General features: G+C 39.6%; 18 protein-coding genes, 1 tRNA gene and 1 other RNA gene. 7 read left to right on the top strand and 13 right to left on the bottom strand.

The window, feature by feature from the left end; genetic code table 11:
• Positions 1-692: 692 nt before the first annotated feature.
• A tRNA-Asp gene (locus KDJ85_RS14925) sits at positions 693-769 on the bottom strand.
• A gap of 153 nt (positions 770-922) precedes the next feature.
• Positions 923-1,681, bottom strand: a complete 759-nt coding sequence (gene dnaQ, locus KDJ85_RS14920; protein WP_225820332.1) for a DNA polymerase III subunit epsilon — start codon at positions 1,679-1,681, stop codon at positions 923-925.
• Between the two features lie 54 nt (positions 1,682-1,735).
• Between dnaQ and rnhA the strand changes: the two genes are divergently transcribed.
• On the top strand, positions 1,736-2,206 hold the full coding sequence (rnhA, locus tag KDJ85_RS14915) for a ribonuclease HI (protein ID WP_206084630.1): 471 nt from the start codon (positions 1,736-1,738) through the stop codon (positions 2,204-2,206).
• On the opposite strand, the gene KDJ85_RS14910 is transcribed toward rnhA, so the two are convergent.
• On the bottom strand, positions 2,203-2,934 hold the full coding sequence (locus KDJ85_RS14910) for a class I SAM-dependent methyltransferase (protein ID WP_225820331.1): 732 nt from the start codon (positions 2,932-2,934) through the stop codon (positions 2,203-2,205). The two genes, rnhA and KDJ85_RS14910, sit on opposite strands and share 4 nt — an antisense overlap.
• 34 nt (positions 2,935-2,968) lie before the next feature.
• Between KDJ85_RS14910 and gloB the strand changes: the two genes are divergently transcribed.
• The 4 genes from gloB to KDJ85_RS14890 all read left to right on the top strand — a co-directional run bounded on the left by gloB (position 2,969) and on the right by KDJ85_RS14890 (position 6,340).
• On the top strand, positions 2,969-3,724 hold the full coding sequence (gene gloB, locus KDJ85_RS14905; protein WP_225820330.1) for a hydroxyacylglutathione hydrolase: 756 nt from the start codon (positions 2,969-2,971) through the stop codon (positions 3,722-3,724).
• Between the two features lie 80 nt (positions 3,725-3,804).
• The gene (gene mltD, locus KDJ85_RS14900) at positions 3,805-5,178 is read left to right on the top strand and encodes a murein transglycosylase D (RefSeq protein ID WP_225820329.1); all 1,374 of its coding nucleotides are present in this window, start codon (positions 3,805-3,807) and stop codon (positions 5,176-5,178) included.
• A 516-nt stretch (positions 5,179-5,694) separates the two neighbouring features.
• Positions 5,695-6,063, top strand: a complete 369-nt coding sequence (tomB, locus tag KDJ85_RS14895) for an Hha toxicity modulator TomB (protein ID WP_225820328.1) — start codon at positions 5,695-5,697, stop codon at positions 6,061-6,063.
• 73 nt (positions 6,064-6,136) lie between these two features.
• Entirely contained in the window at positions 6,137-6,340 is a 204-nt protein-coding gene (locus KDJ85_RS14890; protein ID WP_004905417.1) for an HHA domain-containing protein, read from the top strand.
• 356 nt (positions 6,341-6,696) lie between these two features.
• Here the strand turns inward: KDJ85_RS14890 and ffs are convergent.
• Both ffs and KDJ85_RS14880 read right to left on the bottom strand, forming a co-directional pair.
• Positions 6,697-6,793: signal recognition particle sRNA small type (ffs, locus tag KDJ85_RS14885), an RNA gene on the bottom strand.
• A gap of 153 nt (positions 6,794-6,946) precedes the next feature.
• Complete coding sequence (locus tag KDJ85_RS14880; RefSeq protein ID WP_225820327.1) at positions 6,947-7,405, bottom strand: YbaY family lipoprotein; 459 nt, start codon at positions 7,403-7,405, stop codon at positions 6,947-6,949.
• A 237-nt stretch (positions 7,406-7,642) separates the two neighbouring features.
• On the opposite strand from KDJ85_RS14880, the gene tesB reads away from it, so the two are divergent.
• Positions 7,643-8,509 carry an acyl-CoA thioesterase II gene (gene tesB, locus KDJ85_RS14875; protein WP_225820326.1) on the top strand — a complete coding sequence of 289 codons (867 nt, stop codon included), beginning with the start codon at positions 7,643-7,645 and terminating at the stop codon, positions 8,507-8,509.
• 133 nt (positions 8,510-8,642) lie between these two features.
• On the opposite strand, the gene amtB is transcribed toward tesB, so the two are convergent.
• The 5 genes from amtB to KDJ85_RS14850 form a co-directional block, all read right to left on the bottom strand.
• Complete coding sequence (amtB, locus tag KDJ85_RS14870) at positions 8,643-9,923, bottom strand: ammonium transporter AmtB (RefSeq protein WP_225820325.1); 1,281 nt, start codon at positions 9,921-9,923, stop codon at positions 8,643-8,645.
• Between the two features lie 10 nt (positions 9,924-9,933).
• A complete protein-coding gene (locus tag KDJ85_RS14865) occupies positions 9,934-10,272 on the bottom strand; it encodes a P-II family nitrogen regulator (protein ID WP_225820324.1) in 339 nt (112 codons plus the stop codon).
• 336 nt (positions 10,273-10,608) lie between these two features.
• Entirely contained in the window at positions 10,609-12,393 is a 1,785-nt protein-coding gene (locus KDJ85_RS14860) for a SmdB family multidrug efflux ABC transporter permease/ATP-binding protein (protein WP_225820323.1), read from the bottom strand.
• Complete coding sequence (locus tag KDJ85_RS14855) at positions 12,390-14,135, bottom strand: SmdA family multidrug ABC transporter permease/ATP-binding protein (RefSeq protein ID WP_225820322.1); 1,746 nt, start codon at positions 14,133-14,135, stop codon at positions 12,390-12,392. The genes KDJ85_RS14860 and KDJ85_RS14855 overlap by 4 nt, the downstream gene beginning before the upstream one ends.
• A 74-nt stretch (positions 14,136-14,209) precedes the next feature.
• The gene (locus KDJ85_RS14850; protein ID WP_206084610.1) at positions 14,210-14,671 is read right to left on the bottom strand and encodes an Lrp/AsnC family transcriptional regulator; all 462 of its coding nucleotides are present in this window, start codon (positions 14,669-14,671) and stop codon (positions 14,210-14,212) included.
• 277 nt (positions 14,672-14,948) lie between these two features.
• Between KDJ85_RS14850 and queC the strand changes: the two genes are divergently transcribed.
• Positions 14,949-15,644 carry a 7-cyano-7-deazaguanine synthase QueC gene (gene queC / locus KDJ85_RS14845; RefSeq protein WP_225820321.1) on the top strand — a complete coding sequence of 232 codons (696 nt, stop codon included), beginning with the start codon at positions 14,949-14,951 and terminating at the stop codon, positions 15,642-15,644.
• Positions 15,645-15,699: 55 nt separating this feature from the next.
• Here queC and KDJ85_RS14840 read toward each other — a convergent pair whose 3' ends face one another.
• The 3 genes from KDJ85_RS14840 to ppiD form a co-directional block, all read right to left on the bottom strand.
• Entirely contained in the window at positions 15,700-16,125 is a 426-nt protein-coding gene (locus KDJ85_RS14840; RefSeq protein ID WP_225820320.1) for an acyl-CoA thioesterase, read from the bottom strand.
• A gap of 181 nt (positions 16,126-16,306) precedes the next feature.
• A complete protein-coding gene (locus KDJ85_RS14835; protein ID WP_225820319.1) occupies positions 16,307-16,678 on the bottom strand; it encodes a ComEA family DNA-binding protein in 372 nt (123 codons plus the stop codon).
• A gap of 144 nt (positions 16,679-16,822) precedes the next feature.
• Positions 16,823-18,694 carry a peptidylprolyl isomerase gene (gene ppiD, locus KDJ85_RS14830; protein WP_225820318.1) on the bottom strand — a complete coding sequence of 624 codons (1,872 nt, stop codon included), beginning with the start codon at positions 18,692-18,694 and terminating at the stop codon, positions 16,823-16,825.
• Positions 18,695-18,733: the final 39 nt, after the last annotated feature.

The raw sequence follows: 18,733 nt of genomic DNA, 5'->3' as shown, positions 1-18,733 counted from the left end.
AGATGTGTATAAGAGACAGACTATGTGATTAATAGATTAATTTTAAATGTTACTATTTTGTTTTTAATATACGCGAATTAAGTTATAGATATAATTACTTATTTTTTTAAATATATATTAGAGACACCTAATTTAATAGGTATTTTCATTTTGTTACAAATTGGTATGGAATGTATTATTTGAACGGGGATTTAACACCAAATACGAGTATTAAGGTTTTTCACCTAAAAAAAATTCAATATCTAGTGTTAAGATCGAGTACGCCAAGTTTATCTTTGGGAAAGGAAAATGTACTCTTTACTTTTCAACTTTTCTAAGCATTATAAAAATGAGAATGATTGTTAGAATAACATTTCAAACTGAAATAGTTCATCAATGATATAAAAAAAACCATTTTTTAATCGTCGCAATAACGCATAAAAAAGCACCTAATTACCGTTATTATATTAATAATGAAATAAAATGTGTTACTGTTCGAAATCAAAAACATGGGCCTTACTAGCAGTATGCGTTGCAAAATCGTCATATACAAAAACAATAAACGCATTCTATGCGTATAAGACCAATTTGTTACGATATGAATTAATGAAACAAAATTTATGTGAAGGGCAAATTACGATAAATTGCAAAGTCGAATTCGCATAAAAAAGATAAAAAAAAAGCCCCGAGCAAATGCTCAGGGCTTCAATGTTTGGCGGAACGGACGGGACTCGAACCCGCGACCCCCTGCGTGACAGGCAGGTATTCTAACCAACTGAACTACCGCTCCGAATGTTCCCTGTTGGGAACGCCATGCATATTACGAACACTTCATTAAGCAGTCAATACTTTTTCTTGAAAAATCGCGCAGTTGAACAGTTTTTAGCCCAAATAATAGGATAGATCACTGCACCTTTATTAGCTTATCAAAAACCACTCAAAACTAATGTAAAGTTTCTTCTTCATCAGACTGCCGCCAAAGGCAAGGTTTTCCACCTTTCTTATCAACAATATCAAGACGAGCTTCATGGGCAATAAGTTCTTCATCAGAAGCATATAACACCGTTAAACCACTTGAAGGTCGTTGAATACGTTGAATTTCATATGCTTGCTCATTATTTGCTGATTCGGCATCCATCGAGAATGATAACGAGGTTTGCCCCCCCGTCATCGCAAGATACACGTCCGATAAAATTTCAGCATCGAGTAAAGCGCCGTGCAACGTACGTTTAGAGTTATCAATTAAATAACGGTCACACAAGGCATCCAAGTTATTGCGCTTACCAGGAAACAACTTTCGTGCCAGCACTAAACTATCCGTGATAGTGCAGAAATCGGCTGTGGGTGGGATCCCTTTATTGAGTTTACGAAACTCATAATCCATAAAACCAATATCAAAGGGCGCATTGTGAATCACTAATTCTGCCCCTCGAATAAATTCAAGAAACTCATCAGCAATGTCAGCAAAGACGGGTTTATCTTGCAAAAATTCATCACTGATCCCATGAACCTCAAAAGCTTCAGGATCCACTAAACGATTCGGTTTGATATAAACATGGAAATTACGACCAGTTAAGCGTCGGTTAATAACTTCAACCGCGCCAATTTCAATAATGTTATGGCCTTCATAATGAACACCAAGCTTATTCATACCTGTTGTTTCAGTATCAAGGACAATTTGTCGGGTTATCGCCGTGCTCATAATGGTATTTTGTGTCAAACTAGAGGTGAATGAATATTATAGAGTGTACCAGAAATGACAAAGCAGGTAGAAATTTTCACGGACGGTTCCTGTTTGGGTAATCCAGGACCAGGGGGATACGGTGTTGTCCTTCGTTATCAACAGCATGAAAAAACGCTCAGTGACGGCTATTTTATGACGACCAACAATCGCATGGAGCTACTTGCTGCCATTGTTGCCCTTGAATCCCTAAAAAGGCCATGTGATATTATCTTAACCACAGATAGCCAATATGTCCGCCAAGGTATTACTCAATGGATCCATGGTTGGAAACGTAAGCAATGGCGAAAAGCCGATAAATCCCCAGTCGTTAATGTGGACTTATGGAAACGTCTTGATGAAGCAATCCAACCCCACACGATTGATTGGCGCTGGGTGAAAGGCCATGCAGGCCACCCTGAAAATGAAAAATGTGATGAGTTAGCACGCGAAGCTGCGTCATCTCCAACAAAAGAAGACACTGGATATCAACCAGCAAAAGACTAAGCACTTGGCTTTTTCGTGCGTTTACTTAACTCTTTTGCAGCCCCTAATGCGGTGCCAATTTTCATTTTCGGTTGTTTGAATTTTAATGGTGTTGGCGTGAGCGGGTATGTTCGCTTTCTCGCCACGATGACACTAAGCACACCAATTCCACCACCGCTTTTATTGATCCACCGCTGCGGACTCATCCATGGAATTACATGGCAATTCCGATGATATAACACTTCATAATTTAATAAACTCAGCCAATCAAATACCCTAACCGATGGAAAGAAACGGCTACAATAAGGCTGTTTTTTACGTAAAACAGGAACTAACTTTGCTAACCCTGCGAGGCTAAATGGATTAAACCCTGTAATAATCAGCCAACCATCATCGATTAATACGCGGTCAACCTCTCTCAATAGCCAATGTGGGTCATGGCTATATGCTAAACAATGTGAGACTAAACAAGCATCAATCGACTTTGCAGTAAAAGGTAAGGCATCGGGCTGCGCGATAAGGTTAAAGCGAGGATCGTTCTCCCCCACATTGAATTGATGGGAGATTAGACATTCTTCGGTATGGATTTCAGTGCTTAAATGCCCTAACTTAAGGAGATGAAAACCAAACATTTTCGGCCACCAAGGACGAAGCTGGTTTTCCAGAGCTTGCTGGTATTGTTCGCCAAAAGGAATATCAGACCAACTAACGGGCATTTGAATTTTTTTATCAATACGCGCAGGCTTCATGACATTCCCCTATTAAACAGTTTTCGAGGTCATTATGGAGTTAATTCGAGTCCCCGCTTTAAATGATAACTATATTTGGGTTTTAGCAGATAACCAGAAACAGTGTATCATCGTTGACCCTGCGGAGGCAGAGGCTGTGCTCGAAATAATCACCCAGAGGCACTTAACCCCTGTCGCCATCTTATTAACCCACCACCATAATGATCATACAGGTGGCGTGGAAGAAATTTTAAACAAATTTACAACGTTACCTGTATTTGGTTCAAAAGAAACCGCAGATAAAGGCGCAACTGAATTAGTTGCAGAAGGCGATAACGTCGTCGTCAATCACTTCAACTTCCATGTTATGTCTTTATCTGGGCATACCACTGACCATATTGGTTTCTATCAAGCACCTTATTTATTCTGCGGTGATACTTTATTTTCCGCTGGCTGTGGCCGTATTTTTGAAGGTACGCCAGAACAAATGTATCAATCTATTCAGAAAATTGCTGCACTGCCCGATGACACTCTCATTTGTTGCGCCCACGAATATACTTTATCAAATCTAAAATTTGCGCATCATATTTGGCCTGAAAATGAAGCAATTACACAATATTTACAAAAGATAACGCAAATGCGTGACAAACATCAACCTACAGTGCCTACCACATTGAAAACAGAGAAAAAGATAAATATTTTTCTTCAGTGTGATAATCAACAATTACAGAAGAAACTGCAAATTAATATGCAAAATCCACCTTTGAGGGCTGTTTTTACCCTGTTACGTCAATTAAAAGACCAATATTGAAGTTTATTGATTGTCATATCGGGGTGGGATAAGTATTATTGTTCGACTTTTAAACATTAAAATGAAGAACAATAGAAAAAATGAAGATAATCGCGACGCTTATCGCCATTGTTCTGCTGGCTGGATGCCAAACTACCCCGAAAAAAGTTAAGCAGAATAAACCCACAGCAAATCATACAATTGAAACCATTGCTTCACATAACCAAGCGGCTAGTCGGCAACAGCCTAAAGTTGATTATGACTTATGGGGCTATATTAGTGATGAATTAAAAATGGACATCCCTGATAACCCACAAATTAGGGAAATGGCCAACAGTTATATGAATAAACAAAGTTTTGTCTACGATGTGGCATTAAGGGCTGAGCCTTATATGTACCTCATCGTAGACGAAATTAATGAACGTAACCTGCCGATGGAACTCGCTTTAATTCCAATTATTGAAAGTTCATTTAATCCCAAAGCGACCTCCCCTGCACAAGCCGCTGGTTTATGGCAAATAGTGCCAATAACAGCCCGCTCTTATGGGTTAAAACAAACTCAATGGGTTGATGAGCGCAGAGATGTTCTTTCATCTACCAATGCTGCATTTGATTTACTCGAGAACCTAAATGTGATGTTCGGCCATGATTGGGCACTCACTTTAGCGGCTTATAACTGCGGTGAAGGTTGCGTGCAAAACGCGATTAAAAAGAACGAAGCAGCTGGCCTTCCAACTGACTTTTGGTCATTGTCATTACCAAAAGAAACCAAACAATACGTTCCTAAAATCTTAGCACTGAGTAAAGTATTAAAAAATCCAGAACAGTACCAAGTTAATTTACCGACAAGCAATAAAAATAGAGCACTAACACAAGTGGATGTCGGTCAACAAATTACCTTATCCCAAGCGGCTGAGCTGGCAGGGTTAACTGTTGAATCTGTCAAAACCTACAACTCCGGTTACACCCGAGGGATTACATCCCCCACAGGGCCACACTATATTATGTTGCCTACTGCAAAAGCAGAGCAATTTAAAACCTCACTCACAGACCAAGAGGTTTTAGAAACAATTCGCCTTGCTGCAGTGCAAAATCAACAAATTAAAGCAAAAACACAGCCAACAGCAATTTCAACGGCTCGTCAAAATCGCGCCAAGATCACCACATATAAAGTCCGCAAAGGTGAGTCTATCGCCAGTATTGCTAAAAAATTCAATACGACAGCGAAAAACATTCAGCAGCTAAATGGCCTTAAAACAGCTAGCGTGATTAAACCAGGCCAAATGCTCAAAGTTTCAGGTGCCGCACCAGTTGCTAATAGCCGTAAAAGCACAGTCTACAAAGTTCGCAAAGGTGATTCTTATTACAGCATTGCAAAACGCCACGGCATCAAACTTAATGATTTAATGACTTGGAACTCTGGAGTCAAAATGGCAGACCTGAAACCAGGCGTTACCTTAAATCTCTATCTCTAAATTACAATCTAATTTAAAAACCTTTACTTCATTTTGTGAAGGTTTTTAAATATCTTATCTAATGGGTTGAATAAAACTATTTAAATACTCAGAATGGAGTAATACTTTTTATAAGATGTCTTATGTCAATTTTTATCTCTGATTGTATTTAAAATACACGGGCGATTTAAATATACTATAAAATTGTGTTTAGTCAGAAAATCCCGTAACCTTCCCACTCTAAAAACCCAGCTAAAGTAGAAAAAAGTGGTTAATAGAGGGTGACTTATGTCATAATAGTGATATTATTGCTTTAACACTGGGGCGGTTTTCACTGCAAGCCTGTATTTGAATATTACTTATGTTAATAGTATAAACCTTCAAACATTTAATGTTTTATAATAACCTTATATTTTTCAATATATTAACAACCCATGTTTTTACATTGAACATAAGTGCTTTTAATTAGTTATTATGGCTGTATTATTGATATAAAAAGATACATAGCAAACGTCAGATTCGCCTGCGGAGGTGATTATGGATGAATACTCACCCAAAAGACATGATATAGCAGAACTTAAATACTTATGTAATAGTCTGAATCGGGACGCTATTTTAAGTTTACAACAAACAAATACACATTGGATTAATGACTTAAGCTCTGACCAAAGCGCGGCGCTTAATGAACTCATAGAGCACATCGCAGCATTTGTTTGGCGATTTAAAATCAAATATCCAAAAGAAAATCTTGTTATTTCATTAATCGAAGAGTATCTCGATGAGACTTACGATTTATTTGGCAGCCCTGTTATCACATTGAGTGAAATTATTGATTGGGAAACAATGAATCAAAACCTTGTCGCTGTGCTGGATGACGATCTAAAATGTCTAACCAGCAAAACTTAAAGGCTTTATTTATCTTTAGTCTAACTATCATATTGTATATTACCGAGTTATTTCTCATAAAAGAAAGGGCGTTATGACCAAATCTGATTATCTGATGCGTTTAAGAAAATGCACAACAATTGAAACACTTGAGCGAGTGATTGAAAAAAACAAGTATGAATTATCTGATGATGAACTGGAATTGTTCTACTCAGCAGCAGACCATCGCCTTGCTGAACTGACAATGAATAAGCTCTACGATAAAATTCCAGCTTCTGTTTGGAAATTTGTTAGATAATATTTTAAAAACACGCACAGATAGTAAATGGTTATAGCCGGTAACAACATTTATCGGCTGAACTCATTATTATTCCAACACAATCATTGGCATTATTTTAATGCTAATACCCCTTTTACGCTGTTTATTCTCCTCTCAAGCTTAAAAAGCAACTCACTTTAACAATTAATGCGATATTTTTAACTTTATTCTATTTATATATTAGGCATTATTTAAAAACACAAAACCACCTTAACACTTATATAAAATTTAAATGTTAAATAAATTAAAAGTAACTTTATTAGTTATAAGTATTGGGTTGAATGTATTTAAATAATATTAAAGGATAAAACAAGAAATGAAATTTTGGGTGGGAGCCCTGCCAGCGACATCCCGGCACACACGACCCCTGCTATGGCTGCTTCCTTCCGGACCTGACCAAGTTAACAAGTTAGCGTTGCGGGAGAACCAACAGAGCCCCCATTGAATGCTTCTTTCGAAGCAAAAGCATTATGCTCGATCGCCGTTTAAATAGCAAGAATACTGCTGCTAAGTGCTGATTTATTACACAAAAGAGACAACCTATGAAGCGTGAAATCGAAATATTAGGTGCGATTAAAAACCACATTAATTGGCAGGCACCATTAATAATTCAATATTTTTGGTGACGCCATTATTAATCACTTCAACCACAGAATCCGTGATATAAAGTAGCTTTCCATCAGCATTAACCGTTGCATTCACAGTCAGTTTACCTTCAGGCCTTACCTCATTTTTATGATAAGTTAACTCAAAAGGTATGGTCGGGCGATTATTGAATGAGTCATAGTATTTTTGAGACAAAATAAGCGCTGGCAAATCCGCAATTGAAGTATCAGCAAGCGTAACAGTCACAACTGCGCCTGCTGGTATAACAGAGCTCTGCACAATCACAACACGCCCTTCGATTTTTCCTGAATCAACAGTTTGGTTGTTATGGCTAGTTTTACTATTCAGTGTTTTTTCACCTGGCTTCGTGTTATTCCCTTCACAGCCGATTAAAGAAAAAACAAATATAAAGCTAACTAAGTAGCGTAAGAACATCATAATATGACCTATAAGGCAATGTTTAATAACATATTTAAAAAACTTGAAGTTGGAGAATCTTTTTTTGACGTGGGAATTGAAAAAAGTATAACCAATTTGAATAAAATAACAAAATAATATTTCAAATTGTAACCACAAGTAAGCGTTAGTTTACCCTTACACAATCTGTCTACCTATTTTGGTAAAATAATGGGAAAATACCGACATCTCATTATTTTTAACGGTATTAAGGTAATTATGAGCCCAGAATTACAGAACTTAATTAGCCTCATTGAACTAGAAAAAATTGAAGAAGGTATTTTCAGAGGGCAAAGCGAAGACCTTGGTTTACCACAAGTTTTTGGTGGTCAAGTTGTTGGGCAAGCCATGTATGCAGCTGAACAAACGCTTCCTGAAGATCGCTTCATTAACTCTTTTCACAGTTATTTCTTACGTCCTGGCGATAGCTCTCGCCCTATTGTGTACGACGTGGAAATTTTACGTGATGGTGGAAGTTTTAGTGCACGCCGTGTCAGTGCCATTCAAAATGGCAAACCTATATTCTTTATGACAGCTTCATTTCAAACCCAAGAAGATGGATATTCACATCAAAACTTGATGCCTGACGTTCCACCTCCTTCTCAATTAATTTCTCAAGATGATATTGTGCAAGCATTGGCCGATAAACTGCCTGAAGCTGTTAAAAAATATGCCTTAAGGCCTAACCCTTTTGAATTTAGGCCAGTGGAATTCTACAGCCCATTTGATGCGCCACCTCAAGAGCCATTTCGCTATATTTGGTTTAAAGCTAAAGGGCAATTACCCAATGTACCTTCACTGCATCATTATTTATTAGGCTACGCTTCTGACTATAATTTTTTACCTGCCGCTTTACAGCCTCACGGTCGTGGTTTTATGGAAAGAGATCTACAAGTCGCGACCATTGATCACTCAATGTGGTTCCATCGCCCTTTTAAAATCGATGATTGGTTACTTTATGCTGTCGAAAGCCCATCAGCATCCGGCGGAAGAGGCTTTGTGAAAGGGCAGATTTATAATCCTCAAGGTGATCTTGTTGCAACTGCTGTGCAAGAAGGTGTTATACGTCAAAGGCAACCACGCTAGACAACATCGATTGAAAAGTAAGTGATCACTTACTCAGCAAAAAAGGTAATGGCAGTGTTGTGTATACTGCCATTATCAATTTGAATAGAACACAGTTTTATCCTGAATTCATAAATAAAAGTATGTGAAGGCCTTAGTTATAAGCACTTTCACCGTGGGAAGTAATATCCAAACCTTCTCTTTCCTTTTCGACACCAATTCTTAATCCTGATGTCTTCGCTGCAACCATAAAAGCAATAAATGCAACAATAGCGGTCCATACAACACACACTAAGATGCTAAACGCTTGGATACCGACCTGTTTTAGCATCGTGATGCCTTCAGCAAAGCCACTTCCTCCTAATGCACTTGAGGTAAATACCCCTGTCAGCAAGCAACCTAAAATACCGCAGACACCATGAACGCCAAAAACGTCACAAACATCATCGACTCTCAGCTTACGTTTTAATATTACCACGCCCCATAAACCCGCAACCCCTGAAAGCAGCCCAATGATTAATGCGCCGCCAACGCCAACAGTTCCAGCCGCAGGAGTAACCCCGACAAGCCCAGCTAAGCAACCCGAGCAAGCACCAAGTAAAGACGGCTTATCCCTAAAAATCCATTCAGCCAATGTCCACGATAAAATCGCACCAGAAGCTGCTGCAACGGTGTTAACAAAGGCTAAAGCAGCTACACCATCAGCACTCCCCGCTGAGCCTGCATTAAATCCAAACCAACCAATAAATAAAATAGATGTCCCCATAAATACCATCGGTAAGTTGTGTGGTTTAATCGCCTCTTTACCAAGCCCTGTACGATGACCAAGTAAGTAAGCACCAACTAAACCTGCGACTGCCGCATTAATGTGTACGACAGTTCCTCCCGCAAAATCCAATGCCCCATCTTGTGAAAGAATTCCGCCCCCCCAAACCATATGCGCCATAGGTAAATAAGCAAAAGTGGTCCAAATAACAGTAAAAATTAAAACAGCTGAAAATTTAATCCGCTCGCCTAAAGCGCCGATCACTAGCGCCACAGTTAAACATGCGAATGCCCCTTGGAATGCCACATGAACAAACTGTGGAATTGTTGCGGATAAGCTTTCCACTGTAATTCCCTTTAACATCACAAGGCTAAATCCACCAAAAAATGCATTCCCCTCACTAAATGCTAAGCTGTATCCATAAACAATCCAAATAACAGAAACCAATGCGAGAATTACTGTCGTCTGTGCCATCAGTGAAAGTACGTTTTTGCTTCTTAGTAACCCGCCATAAAACAAAGCAATACCTGGTACAATCATGAAAATCACCAAGGCAGTGGATATCATCATAAAGGCATTATCTGCTTTATCTAGCCCCTCTTTGGAAGCCAAAACAGTCATTGGAAAACTACTTGCTGCTATTAATATATATTGAAACCATTTACGCATTGCCGTTCTCCTAAAGTGCTTCATCTTGTTTTTCACCCGTACGAATTCGTACTGCTTGCTCGAGTGGCAAAATGAATATTTTTCCATCGCCAACTTGGCCGGTATGTGCCTTTCTTTCTACTGTTTCAATGACTAACTCGACTAACTCATCGGGAACGGCAATCTCCATTCGCACTTTAGGTAAAAAATCGACGGTATATTCTGCCCCTCGGTATAATTCTGCATGCCCTTTTTGTCGTCCAAAACCGCGCACTTCTGTTATTGTCATCCCTTGAATGCCAATTTCGGACAGCGCCTCGCGAACCTCATCTAATTTAAATGGCTTAATGATTACGATGATATATTTCATTCTCACTCCTATAAGTCATCCCAATAACACGCTCATCCTCTATGAGCGCTACTGACTTATGAGCAAATCTCATGCCAAAAACTATTTATTGTTTAAATTCAATTAGAAACAACAAAATAAAAAACCACTCGAATGAGTGGTTTTCAGACTGCTGACAAACCGACTAGGTTTGACGGCAGGTTGGATAGGTTATTGAAAATAAACAAGGAAAATCAATTTATTGATTTTCGGCTGATAACACAAAGCAGGAAAAACCACGCTTTTATCCTGCTTTGTCAACAACCTCACCACTCGAATGAGTGGTTTTCTAGGATGCATTATAATAGTGCAGAATAATTAGCTAGTCACAACCTCAATCCCAGCATCACAGCGGGCATTTAAGGATTCACCGACCTGTTGCAACTGGTACATTTGATAATAACGTCCTTTTTGTTGTAAAAGATGAGAGTGAGTCCCTTTCTCAACAATTGCACCACGATGCAGCACAATCACTTCATCAGCATCAACAATGGTTGATAAGCGATGCGCAATGACCACAAGCGTTGTATTTTTACGAATAACACGCAACGCCTTTTGAATCGCTTGTTCTGTACCTGAATCAATATTTGCAGTTGCTTCATCCAAAATAAGAATTTTAGGCGTAACGACTAACACCCTAGCCATCGCTAATAGCTGCCGCTGCCCAACAGATAGTGTATTTCCCTGCTCGCCAAGTACAGTATCTAAACCTTCTGGAAGCTGTCGAACCAAGCTTGCAAGTTGTACAGTTTCAAGCACTTCCCATACTTTACCTTGGCTAACATCACGCCCTAATGCCACATTATCAAAAAATGAAGACGCTAATACGACAGGGTCTTGTTGAACCATCGCAATGCCGTTACGCAAAGTTTGGTGAGACAAAGTGTGCAAATCACGACCATCCAGCAATATTTCACCTTTTTGCCATGGGTAATACCCCATAATCAGGTTAGCAATTGTGCTTTTACCGCTTCCAGTGTGCCCAACCAACGCAATAAAGTGGTTATTCGGCACATGCAGATTAATATCATTCAAAACTAATTTATCATCACGATAGGCAAAAGAAAGGTGATTAATGGTAATTGAGCCACCTTGCAACGGAGCAATGCTTTCGCCATAGCCTTGCTGTGGGCTGTCCATTAACTCAAAAACACGCTCACCAGAAACCACGGCTTGCTGCAACATCGATTGCTGTGATGTTAATTCAATTAGCGGTTCATTTAATCGACCTAAATAATTAATAAAAGCATATAAAACGCCTACCCCAATCGTTGTTGTCCCTTCAATGCCAAATAAGAATAGTAGACCACACAGGATAGAAGCAGAAAATAAACTCAGTAATGGACGTAACAACAAACCATCCAGCTTTAATGCTTTCATTCTCGCTTTATAATGCTCTTGACTCACATCCTGCATTTTTGCGCCAAACCGAGCTTGCTGCAAAAATTGTTGGATCACCGTCATACCATTAATAACTTCATTAAAACCGTTATTTATATCCGCAAGATATGAACGAACCCGACGAATAATCGGTGTGCTTAAACGTTGATAAGCTATCATCACAACAAATACAGCAGGAAAAATCATTACTGCAACTGATGCCATTCGCCATTCAAGGGAAAACATCGCGACTAACATGGCGCAAATCAGCGCTAAGCTACGAAATACCGTCGGAACAACCATAACAAAAAGGTCTTTGATCACCTCAGTATCATTAGTAACGCGAGAAATTAGCTGGCCAACGGGCTGTTTATCAAATGCACTTAACGGTTGCCGAAGCGCCGCATTCATCACATCGGTACGCAAGTTTTGCACCACACCGACAGCGGCTTTATTAAATAAAATGATTTGGTAATAATGCAGTAGCGCAGCAATCACCTGTAGCAATATAAAACCAACAACCATGTACAAGGTCAATGGCATGATAATTTCTTTTTTAGCCACCATATTATCAATAAAGTAGCTAACGAGCAGAGGCCCACTGACCTCCGCAATTGCGGCTAGCCATAACATACCAATAGCAATACCCATCGTGCCACGGTAAATTTTCCCGTAGGAGAGAAGCCGTTTTAATGCTGGCCAAAGTGGTTTTTTCTGGCTCATAGTTCACCATCCAAAGCCGCTTCAATCTGTTGATAATGATACATATCTTTATACCAACCCGGCTGACTTATTAGAAACTCATGCTCACCTTGAGCGGTTATTGTCCCCTGAGATAGCACTAAAATAGTGTCAGCCTCCACTAAAGCAGATAACCGATGAGCACTGATAATTAACGTTCGCCCTTGTCGCCAGTGACTTAAGTTCTGCAATATAGTAAATTCGGTTTGCCCATCCACTGCGGAAAGGGAATCATCCAACACCAGTATTTCTGCATTTTGTAAAATTGCCCGTGCAATAGAAATACGTTGCTTTTGCCCCCCTGAAAGCATAACGCCCCGTTCACCCACTTGCGTCTCATAACCTTCTGGCAAACGTAAAATATCATCATGCACACAGGCAATTCGTGCCGCTTCTTCGATTTCAGCTTGCGTGGCATCTGGTCTGCCAAGAGCAATGTTTCCTGCCACAGTATCTGAAAACAAGAAAGGGGATTGGTTCACAATCGATAACCTTGCACGCCATTCATCTAGTTTAATTTCAGATAATGGCAACCCTTGATAGCAAATGTCCCCGTCAGTCACATCAAATTGGCGCTGTAATAACGTTAATAATGTGGATTTCCCTGACCCAGTCGGCCCACAAATACCTAAAAACTGTCCTGGCTTTAAGTTGAATTGCACATTGTGTAGCGAGGTTCGAGCTGTTTCTGGATAGCTAAAAGCGGTAATATTCACACTCAATTCACCTTTTTCAGGTTGTAATGAATGCGAGCCATCGTTAATCACCAGTGGCTCATTTAATAAGCTTAAAATTCGGCTATAAGCTGCACTACCGCGCTCAACAATGTTAAACATCCAAGCTAAGGCTAACATTGGCCAAATCATTAGCCCTAAATACATAATAAAGCTAGTTAGTTCGCCTAACGTGAGCGAACCTTCTAATACCATCCAGCTCCCACCCGCGATAGCGAGTAAATTCGCCATGCCGATTGCCATAAATATGGTTGGGTCAAAACGCGCATCAATTTTTGCGACATGCATATTACGGCGGCCTGCTTCGGTCGCCACTTGCTCAAACTGGTTAGATTGATGGTCTTCAAGACCAAAAGCCTTGATCATGCGAATGCTGGTTAAACTTTCTTGTGCATGGTTGTTTAATGATGAAAATGCACCTTGGGCATGCTTAAACCGATGGTGAAGCTGATCTCCATAGCGCTTGATGACGATAGCCATAATTGGCATCGGGATCAACGCCAGTAAGGTTAACTGCCAGCTGATCTCAACACTCATCATAATTAAAACAGCGCACCCCATAACCAACGAGTCAACTAGCGTTAACACCCCTTCTCCCGCTGCAAATACGACACGGTCTACATCATTTGTTGTACGTGCGATAAGATCCCCAGTACGGTACTTCAGATAAAACTCTTGGTTTTGCAGACTCAATTGGCGATAGAATTTCTGGCGTAATTGAACAGCCAGTTTATAAGAGGCACCAAATAGCCAAAGCCGCCAAACATATCGCAAGCCATAAACAATTAATGCAATGAATAACATTAGCAGGACGTAGTTGACTAGTTGGCTTCTCGGCATGGTTTCTTTGCTAATGCCATCAACAACCACGCCAACAATGCGAGGAGGAATGAGCTGTAAGATAGCAATGACAATCAAAAAGCAAACAGCGCCGAGATAGCGCCGCCATTCACTTAAAAAATACCATTTTAGTTGTGAAAATAATCGCACGTATTGCTGCCTTGAATAATTTTAATTAATTTATACGCTTTAAGCTGCCTTATATTGTCTTTTCTGCCGACAATCTAATCAGGGATAGGTAAAACGGTTGTATATTTGATTTTTTCCATCGCAAAGCTTGAAGTGACATCAATTAAACCCTGAACACCATTCACCAGCTTTTTGTAAAAAAGGTCATAAGATTTCATATCATGCACTTCAACTTGCATCAGGTAATCATATTCCCCCGCCATACGATAAAACATCAGTACCTCTGGCATCTGGCTAACAAATGACACAAATTGCTCATACCATTCACTATTATGGTGCTGAGTTTTTATCGTTACGATAACCGTCAAGCCCAACCCCAGCTTTTCGCCATCAAGTAGCGTAACTCGTCCACGGATGTAGCCTTCATCTTCGAGACGTTTTAGGCGCTTCCAACACGGCGTAGAGGTTAAATTAACCGCTTCAGCGAGTGTATTGAGGGATAAGCTACTGTCATTTTGCAATAAACAAAGCAGTTTTTTGTCTATTTTATCTAACATGGTTGCTCTCTTGGCTTAGGTGTAAATGCTTTTTGTTATGTTTTTAATATTGGAAACCTTATTATGCAAAACATCATCATTCAAAAACAATAATAATGTCACCAATTCGCTTTATTATAGAATAATTTTATACAAATTAAAGAATAATAGGATAAATAGCACATCAAATAGACTAAACCTATAAAAATAAAACTGTTAATTATGTTATCACCTCGCTAACATGGAAAACTAAAACCTCATTTTCTTGAATTACATGAATTATCACCAAGGAGTGACTATGAAACGCGCGGTTGTCGTCTTTAGTGGTGGGCAAGACTCAACAACTTGTCTGATCCAAGCCTTAGAAAATTATGATGAGGTACATTGTGTCACTTTCGATTATGGACAGCGACATCGTCAAGAAATTGAAGTTGCACTGAAATTAAGTGCATCATTAGGCGCAACAGCCCATAAAGTTTTAGATGTCACATTACTCAATGAATTAGCCGTAAGTAGTTTGACGCGAAGCAACATCCCTGTCCCTGATTTTGAAAAAAGTGAGGCGAGTGGATTACCGAGTACCTTCGTACCTGGTCGCAATATCTTATTTCTGACCCTAGCAGCAATCTACGCTTATCAGGTCCAAGCAGAAGTAGTGATCACTGGCGTATGCGAAACCGATTTTTCGGGTTACCCCGATTGCCGTGATGAATTTGTTAAAGCGCTTAATCACGCCGTCACTCTTGGCTTAGCAAAGGATATTCGCTTCGAAACACCCCTTATGTGGCTAAATAAAGCCCAAACTTGGGCGTTAGCTGATAGTTACGGTCACCTTAACACCATCAGAGAACAAACGCTAACTTGCTATAATGGTATTCAAGGCGATGGCTGCGGTGAATGTGCAGCCTGCCATTTAAGAAGCAATGGCTTAAACGAATACTTAAACCAAAAAGAAGCAGTAATGCAGTCGTTAAAACAACTACAAGCTAAATAATACAGCAAGCAAGTTTACCTACCTGATAGTCAAGATCAGGTAGGCTTCCATTTAATCAACTAATAAAATCATCAATAACCGCATTAAATGACTCCAGCTTCTCACGCAGTTCTTCATCAATCACTATCGCTTTATTGGTGAGGTTATCAATAAATACGAAAGTGACATAAGCATCAGAGACAACTTCTGATTGCCCTGCTTTATTACGAATAATTTGTTGATAGCACACCGCGCTTTTAGAACCGATTTTATCCATCCGTGTCACAACAGTGAGTTCATCTCCCAGCAATACCCCCTGAATATAGTTCACATTGATATTCACGGCAGCCATGGTTAAATTGCTTTGTATTGCCCAACTGATAAAGTTGCGCTTATTCATCCACTCCCAGCGGTCTGCCTCGTAGAACTCTAAATAGCGTGCATTGTTTACATGCTGGAATACATCAATATGATAACCATGAACTTTAATCTTTGTTGTCATAACTACTCCGACCAGTTTATGTTTCGATAACATAAAAATAACAAATGTACGGAAAATATGCTGAATAAATATCACGAATAAGACTTAGCTCTCAAATTATTTACCATAAAACAGTAAATCAGATTAATAAATAGCCATATTATAAGTGGCCCCCCAATCATTAGAATGAGGAGCCATGACATCAAAGCATGAGTTTATTCTTGTTTTTTTCCAAAAATGCAGGGCCAATTCCTTGGACTTCCAAAATATTTTCTATGGCATTAAACGCACCGTATTTTTCACGGTACTCGACAATGGCTTTTGCTTTTTGTTTGCCAATACCATTCAATTTTTGAGCCAGCTCTTCTGCCGTTGCGTTATTAATACTCACTTTATTTGATTGGTTGATATCAATGCCTTTTACGCTTTCCGTAGACTCAGTTTGCTGAGAGTGTATTGTTGCATTTTTCTCTGCTGTGTTTTTTTTCGCCCATGTTAAAGGTGAAAAGCCCCCCAATAATGCTAAGCATAATGCTGTCGCTAAACTACGTTTAACAATTGTTTTCCATGACATGATGTTTCTCCTATGTATGTAGAGACATCACAGTGCCAGAGAAAAATCATCTCAGCATTTAGCGAAAAATAAAAATGCGAAAGGCCACCCAAAGGTGGCCTTTTAATAATATGCTTACAACTTAATTTGCGAAGCTACTCGCAATTATTCAAGATTCAGAACTTCAATTTTTGCATTTTCACGTAAATTAAGCATCAGCGCTTCATTCACAGCAGAGCTCATCACACCTTGGTATTCACGAGATAACTGTTTCAGCTCGTCTTCCGTTGGCTGGCCTAAAGTCACTTTATCCAACTGAATAACGACATAGTTATCAGATTCATCACGGGCAAGTGAGTATGCAGGCTTACCATCAACAGGTTGAGCCATTTCCATTGCAACATTAATCGTCGCACTTTGCGGCATTAAGCGGGAAACAGTTTGCACGTCAGTAAATTTAACGCCCGCTGTACTTAACGCCTCTTCACCTTTACCAGCTTTCAAGTCAGTAAGTAGCTTGTCTGCGGTTGCTTTTAGCTCTGCATCGGCTTTCTGGCGCTTAACTAATGTTTCAATCGCAGGCTTAACTGTTTCAAACGGCTCTGTGCTTTCTGGTTTGTACTCAGTCACACGGACAACAAACGCACGGTCGCCTTCCACGTTAATCACGTCAGAGTTAATCCCTTTAGAACCGTTTTTATCAACCAAACGGTCACTAAAGACTTCATTGATAACTTTAGGGAAATTTAACGCTGCAGGTGGATTGTTACGATCAAACCAATCTGTTGTCACCATTTTTAAGCCAGAAACAGACTCAACCGATACGAGTGACTCCATATCGCTCGTTGCGGCTTCACTGACTTTCTGTTGTAAGTCATAGAACTGCTTGATATTTTTATCCTGCAGCAAGCTAACTTTGATGGTTTCAGAAACTTGTTCAAACGGTTTAGTTGACTCAGGCTTGATGTCATCTAAACGGAAAACAACATAGTTATCCTGCGCTTTAACCGGTGCCGAAAGTTGGCCTTTTTCTGTTAAGTTTGCAGTGATAATTTCGCTCGGCGTTGAAGCCGCTTCCATCCAGCCAATCAGGCCTTTGTTGCCCGCACTGAATTTATCCGTTGATTTTTCAGCCGCTAGCGTAGCAAAATCTGCACCTGCTTTGATTTCATTGATGATGTCGTTCGCTTCTTTTTCAGAAGACACTTGGATCATGCTGTATTGCTTTTGCTCTGCCTGAGTGTAATTTTTCAGGTTTTGCTCATAATACGTTTTCACTTCTTCATCAGAAACCGTCGCTTCAGGCATAGATGCTGCGTCCATTTCAACATAGCTGACTTTCACTTTTTCAGGTGAAATAAAACTATTTTGATTCGCATCGTAGTATGCTTTCAGCTCTTCTTCCGATATCGTTTGTTTCGCTTGCACATCAGCTAAGGACAAAGTTGCAGTGCGAATTTCACGCTCTTGCATAAATAATTCAGCATATGCTTTAACTTCTGATGGTAAAGCGAAGTCCGTCCCAGTAAAAGATTTCCCTAACTGAGCACGTGTTAAATCTTGGCGTATTTGTGCCGCAAAACTATCCGCATTGATGTTATAACGACTTAAGATTTCACGATATTTATCGCTATCAAACCGCCCATCAGTTTGGAAGATTGGCATAGAGAAAATAGATTGCTCAATCTGTTGATCGCTTGCTGAGAGATTCAGTTCATTAGCATATTGATTAATCAATTCATTGTTAATCAAATTATCAAGCGCTTGGCGACGCAGCAAATTCATGCTTTCTTCATTACTCGCCACTTCAGAGAATTTATCTCCCAAGTATTCTTGTAATGATTGGCGTTCCTGCTGAAAAGCCTGCTGTAACTGTTCCTTGCTAATTGGCTGCCCATTAACTTCTGCTGCTTTGTTGGCACTATTGCCACCTAAGCCGCCCATCATAACGCCTGTCAGCACGAATGACAGCATAATGAGCCCTAGCAAAATTTTAATAAAAGGACTGTTGGCCTTCGTGCGTAGATTTTCCATCATAAAAAGGCTTAACTCCGCTTTGTTGAATTCAATTTCTTA

It is taken from the genome of Providencia vermicola, from assembly GCF_020381325.1.
Taxonomy (GTDB): Bacteria; Pseudomonadota; Gammaproteobacteria; order Enterobacterales; family Enterobacteriaceae; genus Providencia; species Providencia vermicola.
The sequence above is the reverse complement of the archived record's forward strand: the minus strand, read 5'-3'. Positions and strand labels throughout refer to the sequence as shown.